The 21,224-nt window shown below is 72.0% G+C and carries 19 protein-coding genes; 3 read left to right on the forward strand and 16 right to left on the reverse strand.

Annotated features, from left to right (window positions below; genetic code table 11):
• Positions 1–133: 133 nt before the first annotated feature.
• The 8 genes from ACN28F_RS15400 to ACN28F_RS15435 all read right to left on the reverse strand — a co-directional run bounded on the left by ACN28F_RS15400 (position 134) and on the right by ACN28F_RS15435 (position 9,703).
• Complete coding sequence (locus ACN28F_RS15400) at positions 134–409, reverse strand: DUF2795 domain-containing protein (protein ID WP_421358352.1); 276 nt, start codon at positions 407–409, stop codon at positions 134–136.
• A 36-nt stretch (positions 410–445) separates the two neighbouring features.
• Positions 446–1,690, reverse strand: coding sequence for a phosphoribosylamine--glycine ligase (purD, locus tag ACN28F_RS15405; protein WP_421358354.1), 1,245 nt, complete (start codon positions 1,688–1,690; stop codon positions 446–448).
• An 11-nt stretch (positions 1,691–1,701) separates the two neighbouring features.
• Positions 1,702–3,066 carry a NarK family nitrate/nitrite MFS transporter gene (locus ACN28F_RS15410; RefSeq protein WP_421358356.1) on the reverse strand — a complete coding sequence of 455 codons (1,365 nt, stop codon included), beginning with the start codon at positions 3,064–3,066 and terminating at the stop codon, positions 1,702–1,704.
• Positions 3,067–3,262: 196 nt separating this feature from the next.
• A complete protein-coding gene (locus ACN28F_RS15415) occupies positions 3,263–3,655 on the reverse strand; it encodes a Rieske (2Fe-2S) protein (protein WP_421358358.1) in 393 nt (130 codons plus the stop codon).
• The gene (gene nirB / locus ACN28F_RS15420) at positions 3,652–6,138 is read right to left on the reverse strand and encodes a nitrite reductase large subunit NirB (RefSeq protein WP_421358359.1); all 2,487 of its coding nucleotides are present in this window, start codon (positions 6,136–6,138) and stop codon (positions 3,652–3,654) included. Before nirB ends, ACN28F_RS15415 begins: the two co-directional genes overlap by 4 nt.
• 1 nt (position 6,139) lies before the next feature.
• A complete protein-coding gene (locus tag ACN28F_RS15425; RefSeq protein WP_289208652.1) occupies positions 6,140–6,487 on the reverse strand; it encodes a molybdopterin oxidoreductase in 348 nt (115 codons plus the stop codon).
• 15 nt (positions 6,488–6,502) lie between these two features.
• Positions 6,503–8,662 (reverse strand): molybdopterin oxidoreductase family protein, encoded by a 2,160-nt coding sequence (locus ACN28F_RS15430; protein ID WP_421358361.1) that lies wholly within the window; start codon positions 8,660–8,662, stop codon positions 6,503–6,505.
• Positions 8,663–8,758: 96 nt separating this feature from the next.
• Positions 8,759–9,703: an NAD-dependent epimerase/dehydratase family protein gene (locus ACN28F_RS15435; RefSeq protein WP_421358362.1), complete on the reverse strand. Its 945-nt coding sequence runs from the start codon at positions 9,701–9,703 to the stop codon at positions 8,759–8,761.
• A gap of 111 nt (positions 9,704–9,814) precedes the next feature.
• Between ACN28F_RS15435 and ACN28F_RS15440 the strand changes: the two genes are divergently transcribed.
• A complete protein-coding gene (locus tag ACN28F_RS15440; protein ID WP_421358363.1) occupies positions 9,815–10,507 on the forward strand; it encodes a TetR/AcrR family transcriptional regulator in 693 nt (230 codons plus the stop codon).
• Here the strand turns inward: ACN28F_RS15440 and ACN28F_RS15445 are convergent.
• The 5 genes from ACN28F_RS15445 to ACN28F_RS15465 form a co-directional block, all read right to left on the reverse strand.
• Positions 10,504–11,019, reverse strand: coding sequence for a hypothetical protein (locus ACN28F_RS15445; protein WP_289208656.1), 516 nt, complete (start codon positions 11,017–11,019; stop codon positions 10,504–10,506). The genes ACN28F_RS15440 and ACN28F_RS15445 overlap by 4 nt on opposite strands.
• 10 nt (positions 11,020–11,029) lie before the next feature.
• Positions 11,030–12,244, reverse strand: coding sequence for an ABC transporter permease (locus ACN28F_RS15450; RefSeq protein ID WP_289208657.1), 1,215 nt, complete (start codon positions 12,242–12,244; stop codon positions 11,030–11,032).
• Positions 12,232–12,966: an ABC transporter ATP-binding protein gene (locus ACN28F_RS15455; RefSeq protein WP_289208658.1), complete on the reverse strand. Its 735-nt coding sequence runs from the start codon at positions 12,964–12,966 to the stop codon at positions 12,232–12,234. Before ACN28F_RS15455 ends, ACN28F_RS15450 begins: the two co-directional genes overlap by 13 nt.
• Positions 12,963–14,219: an efflux RND transporter periplasmic adaptor subunit gene (locus ACN28F_RS15460; RefSeq protein WP_421358364.1), complete on the reverse strand. Its 1,257-nt coding sequence runs from the start codon at positions 14,217–14,219 to the stop codon at positions 12,963–12,965. Before ACN28F_RS15460 ends, ACN28F_RS15455 begins: the two co-directional genes overlap by 4 nt.
• Before the next feature lie 77 nt (positions 14,220–14,296).
• A complete protein-coding gene (locus tag ACN28F_RS15465) occupies positions 14,297–15,763 on the reverse strand; it encodes an efflux RND transporter periplasmic adaptor subunit (RefSeq protein ID WP_421358365.1) in 1,467 nt (488 codons plus the stop codon).
• A 197-nt stretch (positions 15,764–15,960) separates the two neighbouring features.
• Between ACN28F_RS15465 and ACN28F_RS15470 the strand changes: the two genes are divergently transcribed.
• Complete coding sequence (locus ACN28F_RS15470) at positions 15,961–16,542, forward strand: hypothetical protein (protein WP_289208661.1); 582 nt, start codon at positions 15,961–15,963, stop codon at positions 16,540–16,542.
• 29 nt (positions 16,543–16,571) lie between these two features.
• Here the strand turns inward: ACN28F_RS15470 and ACN28F_RS15475 are convergent, their stop codons facing one another.
• On the reverse strand, positions 16,572–17,495 hold the full coding sequence (locus ACN28F_RS15475; RefSeq protein WP_421358366.1) for an NAD-dependent epimerase/dehydratase family protein: 924 nt from the start codon (positions 17,493–17,495) through the stop codon (positions 16,572–16,574).
• 16 nt (positions 17,496–17,511) lie between these two features.
• Positions 17,512–18,795, reverse strand: a complete 1,284-nt coding sequence (locus tag ACN28F_RS15480; RefSeq protein ID WP_289208663.1) for an alpha/beta fold hydrolase — start codon at positions 18,793–18,795, stop codon at positions 17,512–17,514.
• Positions 18,796–19,071: 276 nt separating this feature from the next.
• On the opposite strand from ACN28F_RS15480, the gene ACN28F_RS15485 reads away from it, so the two are divergent.
• Complete coding sequence (locus ACN28F_RS15485; protein ID WP_421358368.1) at positions 19,072–20,313, forward strand: hypothetical protein; 1,242 nt, start codon at positions 19,072–19,074, stop codon at positions 20,311–20,313.
• 81 nt (positions 20,314–20,394) lie between these two features.
• On the opposite strand, the gene drmC is transcribed toward ACN28F_RS15485, so the two are convergent.
• Positions 20,395–21,216 carry a DISARM system phospholipase D-like protein DrmC gene (gene drmC, locus ACN28F_RS15490; RefSeq protein WP_421358370.1) on the reverse strand — a complete coding sequence of 274 codons (822 nt, stop codon included), beginning with the start codon at positions 21,214–21,216 and terminating at the stop codon, positions 20,395–20,397.
• Positions 21,217–21,224: the final 8 nt, after the last annotated feature.

The following is a 21,224-nucleotide window of genomic DNA, read 5'->3' on the forward strand; positions in this document are numbered from 1 at the left end:
GTATTCCTGTGAGGAATAATTATTCCACACAGGAATATCGGTGGGACCGACATGTCCTCTGCGGGACCCATCACTGACGGTGGCATCGCCGCCCGGTCGAGAAAGCCGACCCGGCCGCTGGGCCCGCCGGGCCTCAGGGCTGGCGCAGGTGCTGGGCCACCCGCTGGTGGTCGCGGAACCGGGCCCGGGCCGCCCGCTGCGCCGGATCCTGCTCCGGGGCGGCGTCGATATGTGCCGACCGGGCGACCTCGGCCCGGTTGGCGTACACGACCGGCGGCAGGCCGCGCAGTGCGCGTACCACACCGGGGCTGGCACCGACCCGCCGCGCCTCGGCCAGGATCCGGTCCTTGTCGGCAGGAAAGTCCAGCTCGTTGAGGCTGTCCAGCACGTCCTGGTAGCTCGTCGGCATGGCGCAGACGTACCCGTCGCGCCCACCGGTACGCCGCTAAGGCAGGGTGATCCGCCCCTCGGCGGCGGCCAGCCCGATGTCGCGGCGGAAGTGCCCGCCGGCCAGGCCGATCCCGCCCAGCAGGCGGTACGCCGCCGCCCGCGCCTCGGCCAGGTCTGCCCCGGTGGCGGTGGCGGCGAGCACCCGGCCGCCAGCGGAGACCAGCTCGCCGGTGTCGGCACGGGCCGTACCGGCGTGGCTCACGCCCGGCTGCTCCGCGCCGGTGAGCAGGTCACCGGCGCGGGCGCTGGCCGGATAGCCGGCCGAGGCGAGGACCACGGTCACCGCAGCCCCGTCCCGCCAGCGCAGCGGCGGGTGGTCGGCGAGCGTGCCGGTCGCCGCCGCGTGCAGCAGGCCGGCCAGCGGGGACTCCAGCAGGGCCAGCACCACCTGGGTCTCCGGGTCGCCGAACCGGGCGTTGAACTCGATCACCCGGGGTCCGGCGGCGGTGACCGCCAGCCCGACGTACAGCAGCCCGGCGAACGGGGTGCCGCGCCGGCGCATCTCGGCCAGGGTCGGCTGCACCACCTCGGCCATCACCTGGTCGACCAGGCCGGGTGGCGCCCACGGCAGGGGCGCGTACGCCCCCATGCCGCCGGTGTTCGGCCCGGTGTCGCCGTCGCCGACCCGTTTGAAGTCCTGGGCCGGCAGCAGCGGGACCGCAGCCGTGCCGTCGGTCACCACGAACAGTGACACCTCGGGACCGGCCAGGTACTCCTCGACGACGACCTGCCCGCAGGCGGCGGCGTGGGCGAGCGCGGCGGCCCGGTCGTCGGTCACCACGACACCCTTGCCGGCGGCCAGTCCGTCGTTCTTCACCACGTACGGGGTGCCGAACTCGTCGAGGGCGGCGGCCACCTCGTCCGCCGTACGGCAGGTGGCGGCCCGGGCGGTCGGCACGCCGGCGGCCGCCATCACGTCCTTGGCGAAGGTCTTCGAACCTTCGAGTACGGCGGCGGCCGCCGACGGCCCGAAGCAGGCGATGCCCTTGGCGCGTACCGCGTCGGCGACGCCGGCGACCAGCGGTGCCTCCGGGCCGACGACCACCAGGTCGGCGGCGACCTCGACGGCCAGGGCGGCGACCGCCTGCGGGTCGGTGGCGGCGACCGACCGCAGCTCGGCGACGGCGGCGATGCCGGGGTTGCCGGGGGCGGCGATCAGCTGGTCGACGGCGGGGTCGGCGGCGAGGCTCGCCGCGAGGGCGTGCTCACGTCCGCCACTGCCGATGAGAAGTACGCGCACGAAGGGAGATCCTAGACGCCGGCCTGCGCCATCCGTGAGCCGCGCCGCAGGTAGGCGAACCAGGTGACGGCCAGCATCACCAGGAACAGGACCACGTAGAACCGCAGTGCCGGTTCGATGTCGCCGTAGGTCGACCGGGCCCACGCGTAGCAGATCGGCACCAGGAAGCCGCCGAAGGCGCCGACCGAGGAGATGATGCCGAGCGCGCCGGCAGCTTCGCGGCGCATCCGCAGCATGGTCTCCGGGGAGCCGCCCCGGTCCTCACCCTTCACCCGGAAGATCTTTGAGATCATCCGGTACGTGGACCCGTTGCCGACTCCGGTGGCGACGAACAGCACCATGAAGCTGACGAAGAAGACGCCCAGGTTCTGCCGCTGTACGGCCCAGAGCGCGGCGTAGGCACCGGCCGCGAGGACGATGAAGCTACCCGCGGTCACCCGGGCACCGCCGATCCGGTCGGAGAGCCGGCCGCCGAGCGGGCGGCTGATCGAGCCGATCCCGGCCCCGAGGAAGGCCCAGCCGAGCGCGATGTCCGGTCGGTTGAACACCGCGTTCAGCAGGGTGGGGAACGCCGCCGAGTAGCCGATGAACGAGCCGAACGTGCCAATGTAGAGCAGCGACATGATCCAGGTGTCGCTGTGCCGCAGCGACGACCACACCGGCTCCACGTCCGCTTTCGCCTCGGCCAGGTTGTCCATGTAGAGGTAGGCGCAGACAGCCGCGATGACCGCCAGCGGGATGTAGATCAGGCCGGCCCAGGACAGGGCCAGCCCACCGCCGAGGACGAGCACCTTGGGCACCACGAACTGCACCACCGCGACGCCGATGTTGCCGCCGGCCGCGTTCAGCCCGAGCGCCCAGCCCTTTTCCCGTTCGGGATAGAAGAACGAGATGTTCGCCATGCTGGAGGCGAAGTTTCCGCCGCCGAATCCAGCTGTCGCGGCGATCAGCAACAGGGTGCCGTACCCGATCTGTGGGTTCTCGACCGCCCAGGCGAGACCGGCACACGGAATCAGCAGCAGCAGCGCGGAGACGACGGTCCAGTTGCGGCCGCCGAAGATCGGCACCGCGAAGGTGTACGGCAGGCGCAGGAACGCCCCGACGCCGCTGGGCACGGCGGTCAGCCAGAGCGACTGGCTGACGCTGAGGTCCCATCCCGCGCTGCCCAGGCGTACCACGACGATGCTCCAGAGCAGCCACACCGAGAAGCCGATGTGTTCGGCGAAGATGGAGAAGATGAGGTTGCGTCGGGCCACCGGCCGTCCGACGGTCTGCCAGAAGTCGGGGTCCTCCGGCTCCCAGTGAGCGATCCAGCGTTTCCGATTCTCGCGAGAGTGGTCCGCGACCTTTTCGGTATCGAGTGACCTGTTGACCATTGGATGGCTCCTTGCGATCGGTGACGGAGGGTGACGATCGACTACCTCCGGGCGGATTTCCGGAAGCGACCAGGGAGCGGGGTTTTCCGGGTGGATTGAGTGCTCACCCTACGAAGCGAGTGTTTACTACGATGGGAAACAGTGATGTCGGTACGTGGTCATCATCCGCACCGGCCGACCATCGGCATTGTGAGGTCTATCCGTCGGTGTCGGCCCGAGCCGACACCCACACGGTGCCGTCCGCATCCTGGCGCACCGGATAGACCCGTAGCGACCGCTGCCCGCTGCGGGAGCAGCCGGTGGCCAACTCGAAGACGTGCTGATGCAGTGGGCAGATCACCACCTCGGCGTCGACGAGGCCGTCGGCGATCGGGCCGCCGGCGTGCGGGCAGACCGCCGAGACCGCCCGCAGCGCTCCCGTGCTCAGTCGGAACACCGCCACCATCTCGCCGTCGACCGGATAGGCCCGCCCTTCGCCCGGCGGAATCTCCGCCACCGGACCGATCCGGTGCTCGACCAGCCGCCCGTCGACCAGCCGCCCGTCGACCATGCCGCTGTCGACCAGCCGCCCGTCGTTCACGGCGGTCACGGCCGGTCCCCGGCGCGCACCGGCACCGCCGGTAGCGGCAGCAACGGCAACGCGGTCCGGAACTGGCCCGGGGTCGCCGGCGCGTCCCGCTCCCGCCACGGATCCCGGTACGCGGCCACCGACGCCGCCATCCGTTCGTCCAGCCCGGCCCCGAGCCCGTCGCTGTCCTCGACGATCAACTCCCGCAGCCGTTCGATGCCGACCCGGGGCACGAACGCGTAGGTGCGTTCCAGCCAGTTGGCGTTCTCCCGGTAGTACTGCAGGAACCGGCCGGTCAACGCCATCACCTCCTCCGGGGTGTCCACCGTGGCCAGGAGATCGCCCTTACGGACGTGGGCGCCGGCCGCCCCGCCGACGTAGATCTCCCACCGGCCGCCCTCGATCGCGACGACACCCAGGTCCTTGACGTACGCCTCGGCACAGTTGCGCGGGCAGCCGGTGACCGCCAGCTTCAGTTTGCCCGGTGCCTCCAGCCCCTGGAAGCGTTCCTCGATCGCGATGCCGAGCGCCGTCGAGTCACCGAGCCCGAACCGGCAGAACTCGCTGCCGACGCAGGTCTTCACGGTCCGGAAGCTCTTGCCGTACGCGTACCCCGACGGCATGTCCAGGTCGGCCCAGACCTTCGGCAGGTCCTCCTTGCGGATGCCGAGCAGGTCGATGCGCTGCCCGCCGGTCAACTTCACCAACGGCACCTGGTGCTTCTCGGCCACGTCGGCGATCCGGCGCAGCTGGGCCGGGGTGGTGCAGCCGCCCTTCATCTGCGGCACGACCGAGAAGGTGCCGTCGCGTTGGATGTTGGCGTGCACCCGGTCGTTGATGAACCGGGCACCGCGCTCGTCGACGTACTCGTCGCCCCACATCATCCGCAGCAGCGACACCAGGCCCATCTTGCTCCTGGCGTCCTCGCGGCCGTCGGCGAGCGCGTCGAACACCGCCGACACGCTGCGCAGCCCGCGGGCGCGGATCTCGGCCATCAGGGTCGGTTTGTCCATCGGCACCCCGGGCACGTACCAGTTGGCGGCCGGATCCTCCGCGACGTCGCCGCCGGCGGCCCACTCGACGATCTGCGCGACCAGGCTCTTGCAGGAGCCGCACCCCTTGCCTGCGCGGGTGGCGTCCATCACCCCGGTCAGCGTCCGTACTCCGCCGGTGACGGTGGCGACCAGCGCGCCCTTGCTGACGCCGTTGCAGTTGCAGACCTGGGCGTCGTCGGCGAGTTCGGCGGCGGAGACCTCGGCCGACGGCCCGCCGAGGTCGAACAGCAGCCGGACCCGTTCCTCCGGCAGCGGCAGACCCCGGTCGAACGCCTGCATCAGGAAGCCGACCTTGCTGACGTCACCGACCAGGGTGGCGCCGATCAGCCGGTCGTCGCGGACCACCACGCTCTTGTAGACGCCGCGCCGGGGCTCGGCGAAGACCACGAACTCGTCGTCGTCGCGTTCCGGGGCGGTGACGCCCATCGCGGCCACGTCGACCCCGGCGACCTTCAACTTGGTCGCGGTCCGCGAACCGTGGTACGCCGCCGTCGGGTCGGTGCCGGTCAGGTGGCCGGCTAGCACCTTCGCCTGTTCCCACAGCGGGGCGACCAGGCCGTACGTCTGGCCCCGGTGCTGCACGCACTCGCCGACCGCGTAGATGTCCGGTTCGTCGAGCACCCGCAGCTGGTCGTCGACGACGATGCCCCGCTCCACCGGCAGCCCGCTGGCCTGGGCGAGCGCGGTGTTCGGTCGGATCCCGGCGGCGATCACCACCATGTCGGCGGCGAAGGTGCGACCGTCGGCGAGCCGGACCCCGTCGACGGCGTCCCTACCGAGGATCCGTTCGGTACGGGCCTGCGTGACGACCTCGATGCCGAGCCGTTCGACGCTGCGTCGCAGGATGTCCCCGCCGGTGGCGTCGAGCTGGGCGTTCATCAGGTGGCCGGCGGCGTGCAGCAGGGTCACCGACACGCCGTACTGCTGCAGCCCACGGGCGGCTTCCAGGCCGAGCAGGCCGCCGCCGATCACCACCGCCCGCTGGTGATCGCGGGCGTAGCGGATCATCGCCCGGGTGTCGTCGAGCGTGCGGAAGGTGAAAACGCCCTGGTGGAAGCCGCGCCGGGGATGGTGGGCGCCGTCGATCGGCGGCACGTACGGCACGCTGCCGGTGGCGACGACCAACTTGTCGTACGGGGTGACGCTGCCGTCGACGGCGTGCACCACCTTGGCGAACCCGTCGATCCGGGTGACTTCCAGCCCGGCCCGCAGGGTGATGCCGTTCTCCTGGTACCAGGGCAGGCTGTTGAGGAAGATCCCGTCCTCGGCTTCCACTCCGGACAGCACGTTGGACAGCAGGATCCGATTGTAGTTGCCGTACGGTTCGGCGCCGAACATGGTGATCGCGTACCGGTCCGGGCCGACCCGGTCGATGATCTCCTCGACGGTACGGGCACCGGCCATGCCGTTGCCGACCACCACCAGCCTCGGTCGTCGCTGCTGAGTCATCTCACACCTCGACCAGGCCGAGGTCGAGCACGACGGTGCCGGTGGCCCCGGCCGGGGCGGCCACCTGCAGTTCCAGCACGGTGCCACTGTCGAGGTCCTCGACGACCCGCAGCGGTACGTGCACCGCGTCGCGGGCGCCGATCGGGAAGTAGCGCATCGGGGCACCGTCGCGCAGCAGCAGGACGTAGATCAGCTCGCCGGAGCTGTTGCCGCCCCGGAAGTAGACGGTCTGCCCGACCAGCCCGTCCGGGACGGTGTAGCGCAGGGCGTCGTCCAGCGGCAGCGGAGTCTCCAACCCTTTGCCGTCGAACGTGAACACTCCTTGCAGGAAGCGTGGGGTCGACTGCATCGTGGGTCCCTTTCGTCAGGTGGCGGGATCGTCCGGGGCGGCGCTGCTCCGGCCGGCTCCGTCCGGGCCGGCGAGGCGGCGTAGCGCAGCCGCGCAGACCTTGAAGGCGGGCATCCGGGAGTGGCGGTCCAGGGTCGGGTCGGTCAACGCGTTGGCGCTGGCCAGGCCGCCCCAGTGGAACGGCACGAAGACGGTGTCCGGGCGGATGTGCTCGGTCAGGTAGGCCCGGAACACCGCCCGGCCCCGCCGGGTGGTCAACTCGACCAGGTCGGCGGTGCCGATGCCGAGCCGGCGGGCCAGGTCGGGGTGGATCTCGGCCTTCGGATCGCTGGCGGTGCTGGCCAGCGACGGCGAGCGACGGGTCTGGTTGCCGCTCTGGTACTGGCCCATGAGCCGGCCGGTGGTGAGCAGGTACGGGTAGCGGTGGTCGGGCAGTTCGGCCGGGTCGCGGTGTTCCACCCGGATGAACCGGGCCCGCCCGTCACCGGTGGCGAACCGCTCGGTGAACAGTCGCGGCGTACCGGGGTGGTCGTCGGTCGGGCACGGCCAGAACACGCCGTCCTCGGCCTCGATCCGCTGGTAGCTGATGCCGGCGTAGTCGGCGATTCCGCCGGCGCTGGCCCGGCGCAGCTCGTCGTAGACGGTCTGCGGGTCGGCGGAGAAGTGGCTGCCCCGGCCGAGCCGGTCGGCGAGCGCGGCCAGCACGCTCAGGTCGTCGCGGACCCCGTCGGGTGGCGGCAGCACCCGGCGGCGGCGCAGCACCCGACCCTCCAGGTTGGTCATAGTGCCTTCTTCCTCGGCCCATTGGGCGGTGGGCAGCACCACGTCGGCGACGGCGGCGGTCTCGGAGCGGAACATGTCTGAGACGGCGAGGAAGTCCAGCGCGGCCAGCCGGGCGGCGACCCGGTCCCGGTCGGGCGCGGAGACCAGGATGTTGGAGGCGAAGACCAGCATCGTGCGTACCCCGCCGACGGTGCCGATCCGGTCGATCATCTCGGTGGCGGAGACCCCGGGGCCGGGCAGTTCGGCCGGGTCGACGCCCCAGACGGCGGCGACGTGGGCGCGGGCGGCCGGGTCGTCGAGACGCCGGTAGCCGGGCAGCTGGTCGGCTTTCTGGCCGTGTTCGCGACCGCCCTGGCCGTTGCCCTGACCGGTGACGGTGCCGAAGCCGCTGCCGGGGCGGCCGGGCAGCCCGAGAGCGAGGGCCAGATTGATGTACGCCTGGGTGGTGTCCGTACCGCTGCTGTGTTGCTCGGCACCGCGGGCGGTGAGGATCATCGCGGTCGGCGCGGTCGCGAGGGCGTGCACCGTACGCTGCAGCAGCTCCTCGGAGACGCCGGTGATCCGTTCCACCCGGTCCGGCCAGTAGCCGGCGACGGCGGTGCGGACGTCGGCGAAGCCGGTGGTGCGGTCGCGGATGTACGACTCGTCGACGTAGCCGGCCCGGATGGCGATGTGCAGCAGCCCGTTGGCCAGGGCCAGGTCGGTGCCGGGGGCTACCGGTAGGTGGATGCCGGCGCCCCGGGCGGTCGCCGTACGCCGGGGGTCGGCCACGATGTGGGTGGCGCCGGCGGCCCGGCCGGCGTCGAAGTACTGCATGGCGGGTGGCATCGTGTCGGCGGGGTTGCCGCCGACGACGAGTACGGCGCGGGCGTCGGCGATGTCGGCGAGCGGGAACGGCAGACCCCGGTCGATGCCGAAGGCCCGGTTGCCGGCGGTGGCCGCCGAGGACATGCAGAACCGGCCGTTGTAGTCGATGTGCGGGGTGCGAAGCCCGACCCGGGCGAACTTGCCGAGCTGGTAGGCCTTTTCGTTGGTCAGCCCGCCGCCGCCGAACAGACCGACGCTGGCCGGTCCGTACCGGTGCTGGCCTGCTTGAATCGCGGCGGTGATCCGGTCGAGGGCCTCGTCCCAGCTGGCCGGGCGCAGCGGGCTGCGCCGGTCGGCCGGGTCGGTCCGTACCAGTGGGGTGAGCAGTCGGTCCGGGTGGTCGAGCAGTTCGGGAGCGCTCCAGCCCTTGGCGCACAGCCCGCCCCGGTTGGTGGGGAAGTCGGCTGGCTCGATGACGGGTGGCCGGGGCGGCGCCGGCCACATCCGTACCCCGCACTGCAGGGAGCAGTACGGGCAGTGGGTCGGCACACCCCCGCCGAGGTCGAAGCTGCCGGGGTCGACCATTGCCCGATCCTCATCAATCGACGTTGCGCTATCGTGTTGCCCGCGTCACGTCGGTGTTGCCAGGAGTTATTGGTTTTACCGGCATGAATTTGAGCGTCAGCGTGTCGGCGAGCCGCTGACCGGCGTCCCGCCGAGCAGGGCGACGGCCTCCCGCAGCGCCGCGTCGATCGGCTGGTGGTGCAGGCCGAAGGTGGCGGTGGCGGCGGTGGAGTCCATCACGAACGGTCGCGCGAACTGGTACGCGGTGGTCTGAAGTTCGCCGAGCAGCGGGGAGAAGCGCCCGGCGGCCCGCACGAGCGGCGCGGGCAGGGCAGTGAGTTTCGGCGCAGGTGCCCCGGCGGCGGTGGCGAACCGGGTGGCGAGTTGCCGGATGGTCAGCGGCGGTGCGCTGGGGGTGTGCCAGGCGCGGTTCCAGGCCCGCTGGTCGGTCGCGGCGGTGATCAGCATGGCCGCCATGTCGTTGGTCGAGGTCCAGGTGTGCGGCACGTCGAGCGGAGCGGGTACGTACGCCCGACGCCCGGCGAGCAGCGGGGCGCCGAGCACGTTGGTGAAGATCGACTGCGCCTGCAGGTAGTCGCTGCCGCGTACCTCGGTGACCGCACGGATCCGGCCGGTCTGCTGGGCGGCGAGGGCGTCGCGCCAGATGTCGGCCCGCATCTTCAGCTTGGGGTGGCGGGCGGCGAGTGGGGTCTGCTCGGTCATCGGGCCGGTGACCTCGCCGTAGCCGTACAGGCAGCCGGCGATGACCAGCGGGGCGCCGCTGCGTTCGGCGGCGGTGAGCAGGGCGGCGGCCATCGGGGGCCAGTCGGTGAGCCAGCGGTGGTAGGCCGGGTTGAGGCAGTTGTAGATGGCGGTGGCACCGGCGGCGAGGGTGGCGAGCCGGTCGGCGTCGGCGGCGTCGGCGGCAACCCGTTCCACCAGGGGGTGGGCCGGGCCGCGACCGGAGCGGCTGACGATGCGGACCTGTTCGCCCTGGTCGGCCAGGTGGCGGGCGGCGGTCGTGCCGACCAGGCCGGCGCCGAGGATCAGGTGTACGGGCATTGACGTCTCCCCTCAGAACGAGAGCAGCGCTCTCTGTCGAGATTAATGCTCGCGCACGAGAGCTCACGCCGTCAAGAGCACTGCTCTCGATTGTGTGCGACACTCTCTGACATGCCGGCTGCCAGCATCCGGGCCCGCGCCCGGGCCGAGATGATCAACGAGATCAAGGCGATCGCCCGCCGCCAGCTCGCCACCGACGGCGCGAACCTGTCGCTGCGGGCCGTCGCCCGCGACATGGGGATGGTCTCCTCAGCGATCTACCGCTACTTCCCAAGCCGCGACGACCTGCTCACCGCGCTCATCGTGGACGGCTACCGCGCCCTCGCCGACGCCGCCGAGGCCGGTGACACCGAGGTCACCGACCGGGCCGACCTGCGCGGCCGGTGGCTGGCCGTCTGCCACGCGATCCGCCGCTGGGCGCTGGCCCACCCCGCCGAGTACGCCCTGCTGTTCGGCAGCCCGGTGCCCGGTTACGCCGCACCGCAGGAGACCACCGCCGCCGCCGTACGGATTCCGACCGTCCTGATCCGGATCCTCATCGACGGGGTGACCGCCGGTCAGCTGGCCGACCCCGGCGGCGACAGCCTGCCCGGCCCGGTCCACGCCGACCTCGCCGCCGTGCGCGACGCGCTCTTCCCGGACCTGCCCGAAGCGCTGCTCGCCAACGCCGCCCTCGGCTGGACCCAGTGCTTCGGCACCGTCAGCTTCGAACTCTTCGGCCAGCTCGACGGCACCATCCACGCCCGCGAGGAGTTCTTCGACCACCAGATGCGGCAACTGGCGACCCTGATCGGCCTGCCCTAGTCGCCGGCCACGATGGACGCGGCGGTCACCGTACCGTCCGACGCCGTCTCCCCTTCCACCGTGACTGCCGTACCGACGGTCAACCCGGTCAGATCGCCCGGCACCCGGACCGCCGTACCGTCGTCGGTCCGGACGATCACCACCGCGCCGGTCCCGGTCTCGACGTACACCGTCGCACCGTCCACCAGCTTCACGGTGCCGGTGGCCGCCGCGGTCGCCGTGGCAGGCTGACCCGCAGCCGCTGTCGGCGTCGCCTGCGCCCCGGCCGCGTCAGCCCGACCGGACTGCCCGGCGGCGTCCGCCCGGCCGGGCAGTCCGCCGGCACCGAACTGGCGCTGGCCGGCGCCGGTGACCGTACCGCCGGTGTCGCGCGGCACCGCCACCCCGGCGGCGAACCCGGCGGCGAGCAGCGCCGCCGCCGCCAGCCACGGAGTGACCCGGTTCGTCCAGCGCCGTGGCGCGGCAGCGGCCAGCCACTCGTCGTCCCGCACGTCATCGCCTACCTTCGTCATGATCGGTCGCCTACTCGTACCGCAGGGCGTCGATGGGGCGCAGGTTCGCCGCCCGCCGCGCCGGGACACTGCCGAAGAACAATCCGATCGCCACCGACACCCCCAGCGCGAGCAGCACCGACGCCGGCACGATCACCGGCTCGACCCCGACGATCGTGAACCGGCTGCCCAGCACCGCCACCGCGACCCCGATCGCGCCACCGATCACACTGAGCAGGATCGCCTCGACCAGGAACTGCGTCATGATCGTGCCCGGTGGGGCACCGAGGGCCTTACGGATGCCGATCTCCCGGGTCCGCTCGGTCACCGTCACCAGCATGATGTTGGTGATACCGATCCCGCCGACCAGCAGACTGATCGCCGCGACCGCGCCGAGCAGTACGGTGAACGTCTCCGCCGTCGACGCCTGGGTCTCCAGCAACTGCGCGGCGTTCTGGATCCGGTACGCCTGGCCGGTGCCAGCGCCCGCACCGCCGGTCGTGCCGCCGGTCGCACCGAGCCGGCGGTCCAGAATCGCGCCCACCTGTGCCTGCGCGGCCTCGACCCGGTCCGGAGCAGCCGCCTCCACCAGCACCGAGTTGACCGTGCCGTAGCCGGTCAACGCCTGGCGTACCGCCGTCAACGGGGCCACCACCAGGTCGTTGGCGTCCTGCAGCCCGCCGACGGAGGTCCGCTCCGCGAGCACTCCGACCACGGTGAACAGGACCCCGTCGACGGTGACCTGACTGCCCACCGGATCCACCCCGGCGAACAGTTCGTCGACCACGGTCTGCCCGACCAGGGCCACCCGCCGGCCCTGCGCCACGTCGGCGTCGGTGAAGGCGGTGCCGGAACCGACCGTCATGTTGGACGCGCCGAGGTAGCTCGGGTAGGTGCCGACGAACTGGCCGACCGAGTGGTCGGCGGTCGCGTAGGTGAGGGTCGCCGACGTGCTCACCACCGGGGAGACCGAACGGACGTCCGGGGCGAACACCGGGTCGAGCAGGGCCTCGGCCACCTCGACGGTCAACCCGCCACCGCCACCGCCGGACGCCGACACGGTGATCGTGTTGGTGCCCAGCGCCTCGATCCGCTCGTTGATCGACTGCGCCGAGCCGTTGCCGACCGCGACCAGCAGGATCACCGCGGCCACACCGATCAGGATGCCGAGCGTGGTCAACGCCGAGCGCAACTTGTTCGCACCGATCCCGCCGAGCGCGGAGCGGACGATCTCTACCGGACCCACCCGCCGACCTCCTCCTGCTCCTGCGCCTGCCGGTCGTCGGAGACGATCCGGCCGTCGAGCACCCGCAGCAGCCGCCGGGTCCGGGCCGCGACCTCCGGTTCGTGCGTGATCAGCAGAATCGTCCGACCGTCCGCGTTGAGCTCGTCGAAGATGGCCAGAACCTCCTCGGTCGACGTGCTGTCCAGGTTCCCGGTCGGTTCGTCGGCCAGCACCAGGGCCGGCTCGGTGACCAACGCCCGGGCCACCGCGACCCGCTGCTGCTGGCCGCCGGAGAGTTGATTCGGCAGGTGCCCGGCCCGGTCGCCGAGGCCGACCCGGTCGAGTGCGGCCATCGCCCGACGCCGCCGGTGCGCGGGCCGCACCCCCGCGTACGCCAGCGGAAGCTCCACGTTGGCCACGGCGGTGGTACGCGGGATCAGGTTGAACGACTGGAAGACGAATCCGATCTGCCGGTTGCGGACCAGCGCCAGCTGCCGTTCGCTGAGCCGGCTGACGTCGACGCCGTCCAGCAGGTATTGGCCGGTGCTCGGCACGTCCAGGCAGCCGAGGATGTTCATCAGCGTCGACTTGCCGGAGCCGGACGACCCCATCACCGCGACGAAATCACCCCGGTCGACCCGCAGCGACACGCCGCGCAGCGCCGACACCGCGGCCGCACCGGTGCCGTACGTCTTCGTCACGTCCCGCACGTCCAGGACGGCCGGCTGGCTGCTCCGGGTCACCGTCCACCACCACCGGTGAAGCCGCCGCCCGGACCGCCACCGCCGGTGAAGCCACCGCCCCCGGTGCGACCACCACCGCCGGTGAAGCCACCGCCGGGGAACCCGCCGCCCGGAATGTCGCCGGTCCCGCCCTCCGACTCCGTCGGAATCGTGACCACCACCTGCTCACCGGCGGCCAGCCCGGAAACGACCTCGACCGTGTCGTCACCCTGCAGTCCGATCTCCACCGTCCGGACGACCTGCGCACCGTCGGCCGCGACCGTCACCACCTGCCGGGAACCGGTGCCGGTCAACGCGGCCGAACTGAGCGTCAGCACGTCCACGGCCTCACCCACCACCACCGTCACCTCCACGGTCTGGCCGGGCCGTACCCCGTCGGGCAGGCTGGCCAGGTCGAGAATGACCGGGTAGCTGACCACACCGTTGCTGGTGGTCGCGTTCGGGTCGATGACACCGACCGTGGCGTCGACCTCGGTGTCGGCAAGGGCGTTCCACCGTACGGTCGCCGGCTGTCCGACCGCGAGCCGGGTCGCGTCGGTCTCTGACACCGAGGCGGTGACCTCCAGCTGGGTCAGGTCCGCCAGGTCGATGAAGCCGCTGGCGGAGGTCGTCGACCCGGTGCCACCTGCGCCGGTGCCGTCGGCTCCGGTCGCCGATCCGGTGCCGCCACCGGACGTCGATCCGCCACCGGACGTCGACCCGCTGCCGCCGGTCGACTCGCCGACGCTGCCGTTGACCGCGACCACCGTGCCGGCCATCGGGGCGACCAGCGTCGTCCCGTCGACCGCCGCGCCCGCCTCCTCGACCGCCAGCTCGGCCCGGGTCACCTCCGACTCTGTTTCGCTGGTGTCACCACCGGCGGTCTCGGCCCGGTCGACCGCCTCGCGCGCGGCGACGAGATCGGCCTCGGCGGCGGCGAGTTCCCTCCTGGCCACCGTGTCGTCGACCCGGGCCAGAACGTCTCCCTCGGCGACCTGCTGGCCGACGTCGACCAGGATCTCGGTCACCGGGCCGGCGGTGGCGAAGTCGGCGACCGCGGTCTTCGCGGCACGTACCGAGCCCGAGGCGGTGACCGTCGCGGTTACCGTGCCCTGGCCGACCGGGACGGTCACGGTGCCCGCGCTGCTGGCGGCGGCTTCGTCGGCCACGCCGAGTCGCAGATAGACCCAGCCGGCCGCACCCACCAGCATCGCCACCAGAACGGAATTGACGACCAGCGGTCGGGACAGACCGCTCAGACGACGCAGACGCATGGCCGACAGGGTCCGGGCAGGACCTCGATGCGAGGTCGGCTCCGGCTGAGGAAAAGCTGGGAACCCGCCGCCCGTCGTCACTCGCCACCTCCGGCGCCAGTGGTCAGGATCTCCTCGCCAACGGTCAGACCGTCGATCACCTCGACGTAGCGGTCACCGCGAACGCCGACGACCACCACCCGGCGTTGCTGGGCGCCGTCGGCGGCCCGGACGGTCACCACGTCCTCGCCGCCGTCGCCGCGCAGGGCGGTCACCGGTATCCGTACGGTGTCCGTCACCTCGTCCACGACGATCCGTACGCTGGCGCTCTGACCGACCAGCAGGTCAGCTGGCACCTCGTCGAAGTCGACGAGCACGCCGTAGCGGACCAGTTGCCCGTCGACGGTGCCGACCGGATCGACCTGCCCGACCCGGGCACCGAACTCGTCGTCCGGCCGGGTCGGCAGGGTGACCACCGCGGGCTGGCCGACCGCCAGCCGGGCGGCGTCGGCCTCCGGGAAACTCGCCGTCACCTGCATCTCGGCGACCGCCGCGAGCTCGATGAAGGTGCCGCCGGCCCGGACCGTGCTGCCGACGGCACCAGCGACGGCGAGCACCTTGCCGTCGATCGGGGCGCGGATCACCGTACCGGCGAGTTCGTCCTCGGCTGCGGCCAACCGCAGCTCGGCTGCGGTGACCTGCTGCTGGGCCCGCAACACCTGGTCTCCACTGCCTGAACCGCCACTGCCTGAACCGCCACTGCCGGATCCGGCAGCGTCCGAACCGGTGCCGCTCTGCGCGTCGGACGAGCCGCACGTGGTCCCGGTGCCGTCCGTCGACGGTGTCGGCCTACCGGGCGTGCCGGCAGACGCCGTGGGCGACATCGACGGTACGGGTGTGGGCGACACCGTCGGTGCGGGGTTGGCGGTGGCAGTGGGCTCCGGGGCGGTCGGCGTCACCGCCGGTGCCGACGGGGCTGCCGGCGTCGGATCGGCCGGTGAGCTGGCGTCGGTGGTCGGCTCCGGAGTCGTCCCGGCCACCAGTGCGACGCCGGCCACCAGTGCGACGCCGGCCGGCAGCACGGCACTGGTCCGTACGAGGCTCACCGCCGAACCGGTGCGGGTCGTGGCGCAGTCGTCCACGCCTGCGGCGTCCGCAGCCGATTCCCGGGCCGCCGCCAACGCGTCCTGCGCGTCGGCCACCTCCGACTGCGCCTGCTCGACCTCGGCGACGGCGTCGCCGTCGTCGATCGACGCCAGGACGTCGCCGGCCGCCACGTCCTGACCGAGCCGTACGTCGAGTTGGTTCACCGTGCCCGCCACCGCGAAACTCAGTTGGCGGTCCTGCGCCGGCTGCACGCTGGCAGCGGTCGCAATCTCGACCGTGACAGGTCCCCGATCGACCCGAACAGTGGTCACCGGGTCGGTCTCGTCGGCGCGGCTCGCACCGGACAACCCGTACGCGAGCGCTCCGGCCATGGTCAGCGTCGCGCCGACAGCTGCTACCGCCAGCCGCCGTCGGCCACGCCACCGCCACGCCGGCCTCTGCCAACGGCTGAATGTCATGAGCGCGCAGTGTTACGGCGCCAGCTCGGTGACGGCTCGGTCCCGCCTCGACGTTCGCTGTGAAACCTGCCCGCCCCAGGGGACGACGCTCAGCCCGGTCACAGCAATCCCTGACGCGCTCCGGAGGTACGCCGGTTCTGCTTGCCGGTGCACTGTCGACGACCGTCGCGGGCTGAACGGATGGGGAGGGTACGGCTGTGCTCGTTGCACTCAGGCAGTCCGCGTGGGGTGCCGCTGGCGGTATCTGCCTGCTGCTACTGCTCACCGCGTGTGCCGACTCCGATCCGCAGACCAGCGACCAGGAGGCGACGGCCGGCGGCGGGATGAGCGGGTACGTCGAATGCCTGCGGAACAACGGGGTCGACATCGGCGATCTGCCGACCGGCGCTCCGGACGCACAACGGTCCGGTCGGCCGGAAGGCTTCCCGTCGGATCGACCGTCAGGTTTCCCGTCGGGCCGACCGACCAGCGTCCCGTCGGACCGGGCGGGCAGCCGACCCGGTGGTGGCTTCGCCGACATGCTGCGCCCCGACGGGGTGGACGACGAGACCTGGGCCGCAGCTCAGGAGGCGTGCCAGTCCGAGCTGCCGGCCGGCGGACCCGGCGGTCGGGGCGGACCCGGCGGCAACACCGGAAACGACGCGGAAGGTAGCGCCACCGTCGCCTATCGCAACTGTCTGGCCGAGCACGACGTCCAGTGGGCCGACGACCTGGACTCCTCGGATCCGACCGTCGCCGCGGCGCTGGACGCCTGCGAACCTCTGCAGCCGGCCGAGTGACCGCTGCACGTCCGCTGGGACGAGACCATTCACCCGCCGGCAGGTGACGCTGCGAAGGTCTCGCGGATCGCCGGGTCGAGCGACCGGCCGGTCAGCGGCTCGATGAACAGCTCGGCGAGGAGCAGATCGGCCAGGTGGGCGGGGTCGAGCCCGGACTCCTTGCGGGTCAGCGCCTGCAGAGCGCCACCGAGCCACAGGCCGCCGCGCAGCGCGCCGGCAGGCAGCCGACGTACCGGCCGAGGCCGGCCCACCGCCCCGGCGATCCGCCCGACCATCTCGGCCCAGGTGAGGTTGGCGTCCGCGACCGGAACGTCCGCGCCGTCCGCGCCCTCGAGCGCGCCGACCGCCGCGACGGCGACGCTGCCGGCCGAGGCCGCGGCGGTCCCGCCGACCGGGGCCAGCAGCGGTGCTGCGGACCGCGCCCACCGGTCCAGCGGGCCGGCCCAGTTCGGCAGCCGGTCGCCGGCCCGGCCGAAGACGAAGGGCAGTTCCAGCACCGTGACCGGCAGGTCGGGTCCGGCCGCCGTCCGCGCCTGCCGGGCCTGCTCCAGCCGGCACCGGATGTACGCGTGCCGGTCGCCGAGCCGCCACTGGGGACGGAGCCGGTCGTGGTAGGTGTAGTAGGAGCCGAGCAGGACGCCACGGGTCAGACCGGCGTGCCGCGCGGCGGTGAACATCCGCTCCACGGGATCGACGAGCTCGGCGCGGAGCACCGGGTGGATCGGTGCGGGGAGGACCCGCTGCTCGTCGACGCGGATGCCGTACACGATGCCGTCCTGGCCGGTGAGCAGCGGCCGCAGGTCGTCGACCAGGGCGGGCCCGACATCGAGCACGTGGTCGACCCCGGCACGGGCGGTCCGCGCCACCGTGGTCACCACGTGGCCGCGCTCGCGCAGCAGGTCGACAACGTGGGTGCCGATCAGGCCGGACCCACCCACGACAAGGATCCTCATGCCGGCTTCCCCCTGGTCAGTCGGTCAGGAACGCGTCGATCTGGGCCAGGAACTCCGGCCACGCCGGCTCGGTCGCGCTGAGCAGATGGTTACGGCTGTCCAGCAGGACCAGCTGGCTGTCCGGGATGAGCGTGGCCAGCTCGCTGGCCTGCGATATCGGCACCCGCAGGTCGTCGCGGCAGTGCAGGATCAAGGTCGGGCACTGCACCCGGTGGGCGATCGCCGACACGTCGATGCGGGCGAACTCCTCCAGGAAGCGGACCCCGTTGGCCGGCGACGTCGTCCGCCGTTGGAAGCCGATGAACTCCTCGAGCTCCTCCGGCGTACCGTCCGGCAGGAACTGGGCGGCGAACACCCCGAGGAAACTCGGATCCTGATGGGACCAGCCGACCCGGGCCAGGTTCAGATCCAGCGCGGCCTCGTCGCGTTCGGCCTGGTCGCGGGCCCGGACCAGGCGACCCCGGGCGTACGCCCCGGCGAGAATCAGCCGGCTGACCCGCTCCGGACGACGGACGGCGTACGCGACCGCCACCGCACCGCCCTGCGAGACGCCGAGCAGCGGGAACCGGTCGAGGCCCACCGCGTCGACCACGGTTTCCAGGTCGTCGACCCAGTCGTCGAACGAGAAACTCGGCACTTCCCAGTCGGACAGGCCGCAACCCCGCTCGTCGTAGCGGACCAGCTGGCGGTTGCGAGCCAGGCCGCTGAGCCAGTGCGACCAGACCGGGGTGGTCCACTCCAGATCAAGGTGGGACATCCAGTTGGCGGCCTTGAGCAGTGGCGGCCCGGAGCCGACGGTCGCGTACGCGATACGGGTGCCGTCGTCGGCCCGGCAGAACCGGACGACCTGGCTCTCCGGGACACCGATCGACGCAGCGGCCGCGCCGGCTCCCGCACGGGAGCCGGGCTCGGTGAGATGGCGGGTCGCGGGCTCGGCGCGGTGGCGGATGCCGCCCGCGCCGCCCGCCGTACCGCTGACGGGGAGCACCGTCACCGGCGCCACGAACTGGTACCCGCGTCGGTGCACCGTGCGGATCAGCTGCTGGTGGCGGCCGGTGTCGCCGATGGCCAGGCGGGCGGTCCGCAGCCCGGTGGTGAGCGCCGCCTCGCTGACGAACCGGTCGCCCCACACCTGGTCGAGCAGCTCGGTCTTGGGCACCACCCGGTCCCGGTGCTCGATCAGATACTGCAGCAGGTCGAGGGCACGGGGCTCGACATGGACCGGTTGGCCGGACCGGCGCAGCTCGTAGCGGGCCATGTCCAGTTCGTACTCACCGAAGCGGTAGGTGTCGCCGGCCATCGGCTGAGCGTACCCCCGGTGCGCGCCCGGCCCTCGACGGACGATCTTGGCCACCGCCTCGCGGCGACCAGAACGCCCTGGTCAGCGGCGCCACGAATGGTCGCACTGTTTCAGACCCGACAGAAATGCTGTAGGGTTTCGGGCAGAGTCAATGTAACGGCGATCACTGACTCCACCGGAAAGAGCACTGGCCATGTTCCTTCCTCATATTTTCCTCAGCTGATCCTTCGAATTCCACCAAGGCTGCGCGGTCCTGCATCACCAGACTTGGCACTCATGACATTCCTGCAGCGCCGTCGGATGTTCCGACACGCCCGCACCGCGACCGTCCTGTCCGTACTGATGCTGGGTCCGATGCTCGCCGTGAGCACCCCGGCCGCCGCCTCCTCCACCGTGCCCACCGCGGAGATGGCCGACTGTCTGCTCTACGAGTCCGCCGAAGAGCTGGCCTGCTACCGCGACTTCCGGACCGCCATGAAGGTGGCGACCGCCGGGGCGGTCACCGACGCCCCGCGTGACGGCAGCCGACTCGACGCCGCGACCACCGAGCGGATCGCCGCCGCCGGCACCGCCGCCACCCGCGCCATGGCTTCGGGTACGTCCGCGGCCGCCCAGGTGGTCCTCGGGATCGCGTACCAGAACGCCAACTACACCGGCGGCTCACTGAGCATGGTCTCGCGATCCGGCACCTGCAGCGGCGGCAAGTACTACAACTTCAACAACCTCGCTGACGCCGGCGCCGCCTGGAGTAACGTGATCAGTTCATACAAGAACATCACCGACTGCGCCAGCAACTATTACGTCAACACCAACCAGTCCGGCACCCCCCACATGTGGTACTCGCACGACCAGCTCGCGCAGGTGCCCGCCGACAACCAGTACAGCTCGGTCAGGTTCTGGGACGGACCGTCCCGCGCGGAGCTTTTCGAGCACTGCGACAGCCGGGCCGTGTCCTGCCAGTTCGTTGCGGGGACACCGGTGACCGAGACCACCGCCGGCTTCCACGAGGTCGCCTCGCACTTCAACTGCACCCCGTACGACAACAGCCTGTCGGTCGAATGGTCCGACACCACCGGTGGGTCGATCAGCATGACCGCCGAGGTGCCCGCGACCACCTTCGGCTCCAGCGCGCTGAGCAACGTGTCGACGAGCATCAGCCAGAGCATCGGCCGGCAGTGGAACTGGGAGTCGACGGTCTCCCGGACCACGTCGCTCAACGCCGGCCCGTCGGGCTGGGCCGCGCTGGACCGCAGCCCCAAGCTGCAGACCGCCCAGGGCACGATCGAGATCAAGCTGAAGAACAAGGCCTGGGGCCGCAAGGAGTGGTACATCTGGGACTTCGAGGCGACCGTCGAGGTCCCCGACCACCTGGGCGTCACCCGGTCCCGGGGCGGCCCGATGACCGAGGCCCAGATCGCTGAGCTCTGCACCGATCAGGCCCGCCGGGCTGCCGCCGCGCCGACCCGCTCCGAGACCCGCCGCGAGCTCGCCGACGGCCAGCCGGCCACCGCCAGCTGATCCCTGCCCCGCCTTCCGGCCCGGGGTGTCCGCCAGCGGACACCCCGGGCCGGGGTGCCTTGTGAGGCCGCGACCTACCGGTCAGAGTCGCCGCAGGACTCCGGCGCGCGGGTCCGTCAGCGCGGCGAAGTGGTCGACGAGTCGTCGTACCGCGTCCGGGTCCCGCACCACCACCCCGACTTCCAGGTTGTCCGACAGCGCCCGGTCGGTCAGGTTGGCGCTGCTGACCAGGGCGGCGTCGGTGTCGGCGGCGATCACCTTGGCGTGCAGGGCCGGAAGCGACCGGCCGGGCTGTCGCCGCGCCGCCACCGGCCAGTGCCAGCAAGTGACCCGGTCACCGAGGCCGGCGAAGACGTCGGCTCCGGTCACCCCGCGCAGCGGTCCACCGTCGGCGGTGCCGCTCTCGGACACCAGGTCGACCCGGACGCCGCGGTCGGCGGCGGCGGACACCTCGGCGACGACCTCGGCGACGCCGTACGCGGCGAAGCTGACCATCAGCAATGATCGGCGGGCCTGCCGGATCAACTCGACCACCACCGACCGGGTCAGCCGGACCGCGACGGCCGGGCTGCTCGGCCCGCTGACCACCAGCTCGGTACGCCGTACTTCGGCCCGTCGCTGCAGGTGGGCGGCGCTGCGCAGAGCGAGCGCGACGGCCGCACCGGGCAGGTCGGGGGCGTGACTTCGCCAGACGGCGACCAGCCGCCGGGCGTGGGCGGCGACCGCGTACCCGGGGCGGGCGTCGATCAGCGCGGCCTCCACCGTGGCCTCCGACCGCTGGACCGAGGCCAGTACGCCGGCCCAGGCGGCGACGTGCCCGGCCGGCAGCTCGGCGGCCAACTCGGCGACGGTCTGCGCCAGCGCCTCGGAAGGAAGTCCGGCGGTGGCCTCGGACGGGTTCACCGCTGGCA

The organism is Solwaraspora sp. WMMA2101, from assembly GCF_049179175.1.
In the GTDB taxonomy this organism is placed as follows: domain Bacteria; phylum Actinomycetota; class Actinomycetes; order Mycobacteriales; family Micromonosporaceae; genus Micromonospora_E.

Coding starts and splice junctions, on each gene's coding strand:
- ACN28F_RS15460 (WP_421358364.1), bottom strand. CDS start 14,219: ATGCGTCTGCGTCGTCTGAGCGGTCTGTCCCGACCGCTGGTCGTCAAT.
- ACN28F_RS15425 (WP_289208652.1), bottom strand. CDS start 6,487: ATGCAGTCGACCCCACGCTTCCTGCAAGGAGTGTTCACGTTCGACGGC.
- ACN28F_RS15485 (WP_421358368.1), top strand. CDS start 19,072: ATGACATTCCTGCAGCGCCGTCGGATGTTCCGACACGCCCGCACCGCG.
- ACN28F_RS15445 (WP_289208656.1), bottom strand. CDS start 11,019: ATGACGAAGGTAGGCGATGACGTGCGGGACGACGAGTGGCTGGCCGCT.
- ACN28F_RS15440 (WP_421358363.1), top strand. CDS start 9,815: ATGCCGGCTGCCAGCATCCGGGCCCGCGCCCGGGCCGAGATGATCAAC.
- ACN28F_RS15475 (WP_421358366.1), bottom strand. CDS start 17,495: ATGAGGATCCTTGTCGTGGGTGGGTCCGGCCTGATCGGCACCCACGTT.
- ACN28F_RS15435 (WP_421358362.1), bottom strand. CDS start 9,703: ATGCCCGTACACCTGATCCTCGGCGCCGGCCTGGTCGGCACGACCGCC.
- ACN28F_RS15400 (WP_421358352.1), bottom strand. CDS start 409: ATGCCGACGAGCTACCAGGACGTGCTGGACAGCCTCAACGAGCTGGAC.
- nirB (WP_421358359.1), bottom strand. CDS start 6,138: ATGACTCAGCAGCGACGACCGAGGCTGGTGGTGGTCGGCAACGGCATG.
- ACN28F_RS15465 (WP_421358365.1), bottom strand. CDS start 15,763: ATGACATTCAGCCGTTGGCAGAGGCCGGCGTGGCGGTGGCGTGGCCGA.
- ACN28F_RS15430 (WP_421358361.1), bottom strand. CDS start 8,662: ATGGTCGACCCCGGCAGCTTCGACCTCGGCGGGGGTGTGCCGACCCAC.
- ACN28F_RS15410 (WP_421358356.1), bottom strand. CDS start 3,066: ATGGTCAACAGGTCACTCGATACCGAAAAGGTCGCGGACCACTCTCGC.
- ACN28F_RS15480 (WP_289208663.1), bottom strand. CDS start 18,795: ATGGCCGGCGACACCTACCGCTTCGGTGAGTACGAACTGGACATGGCC.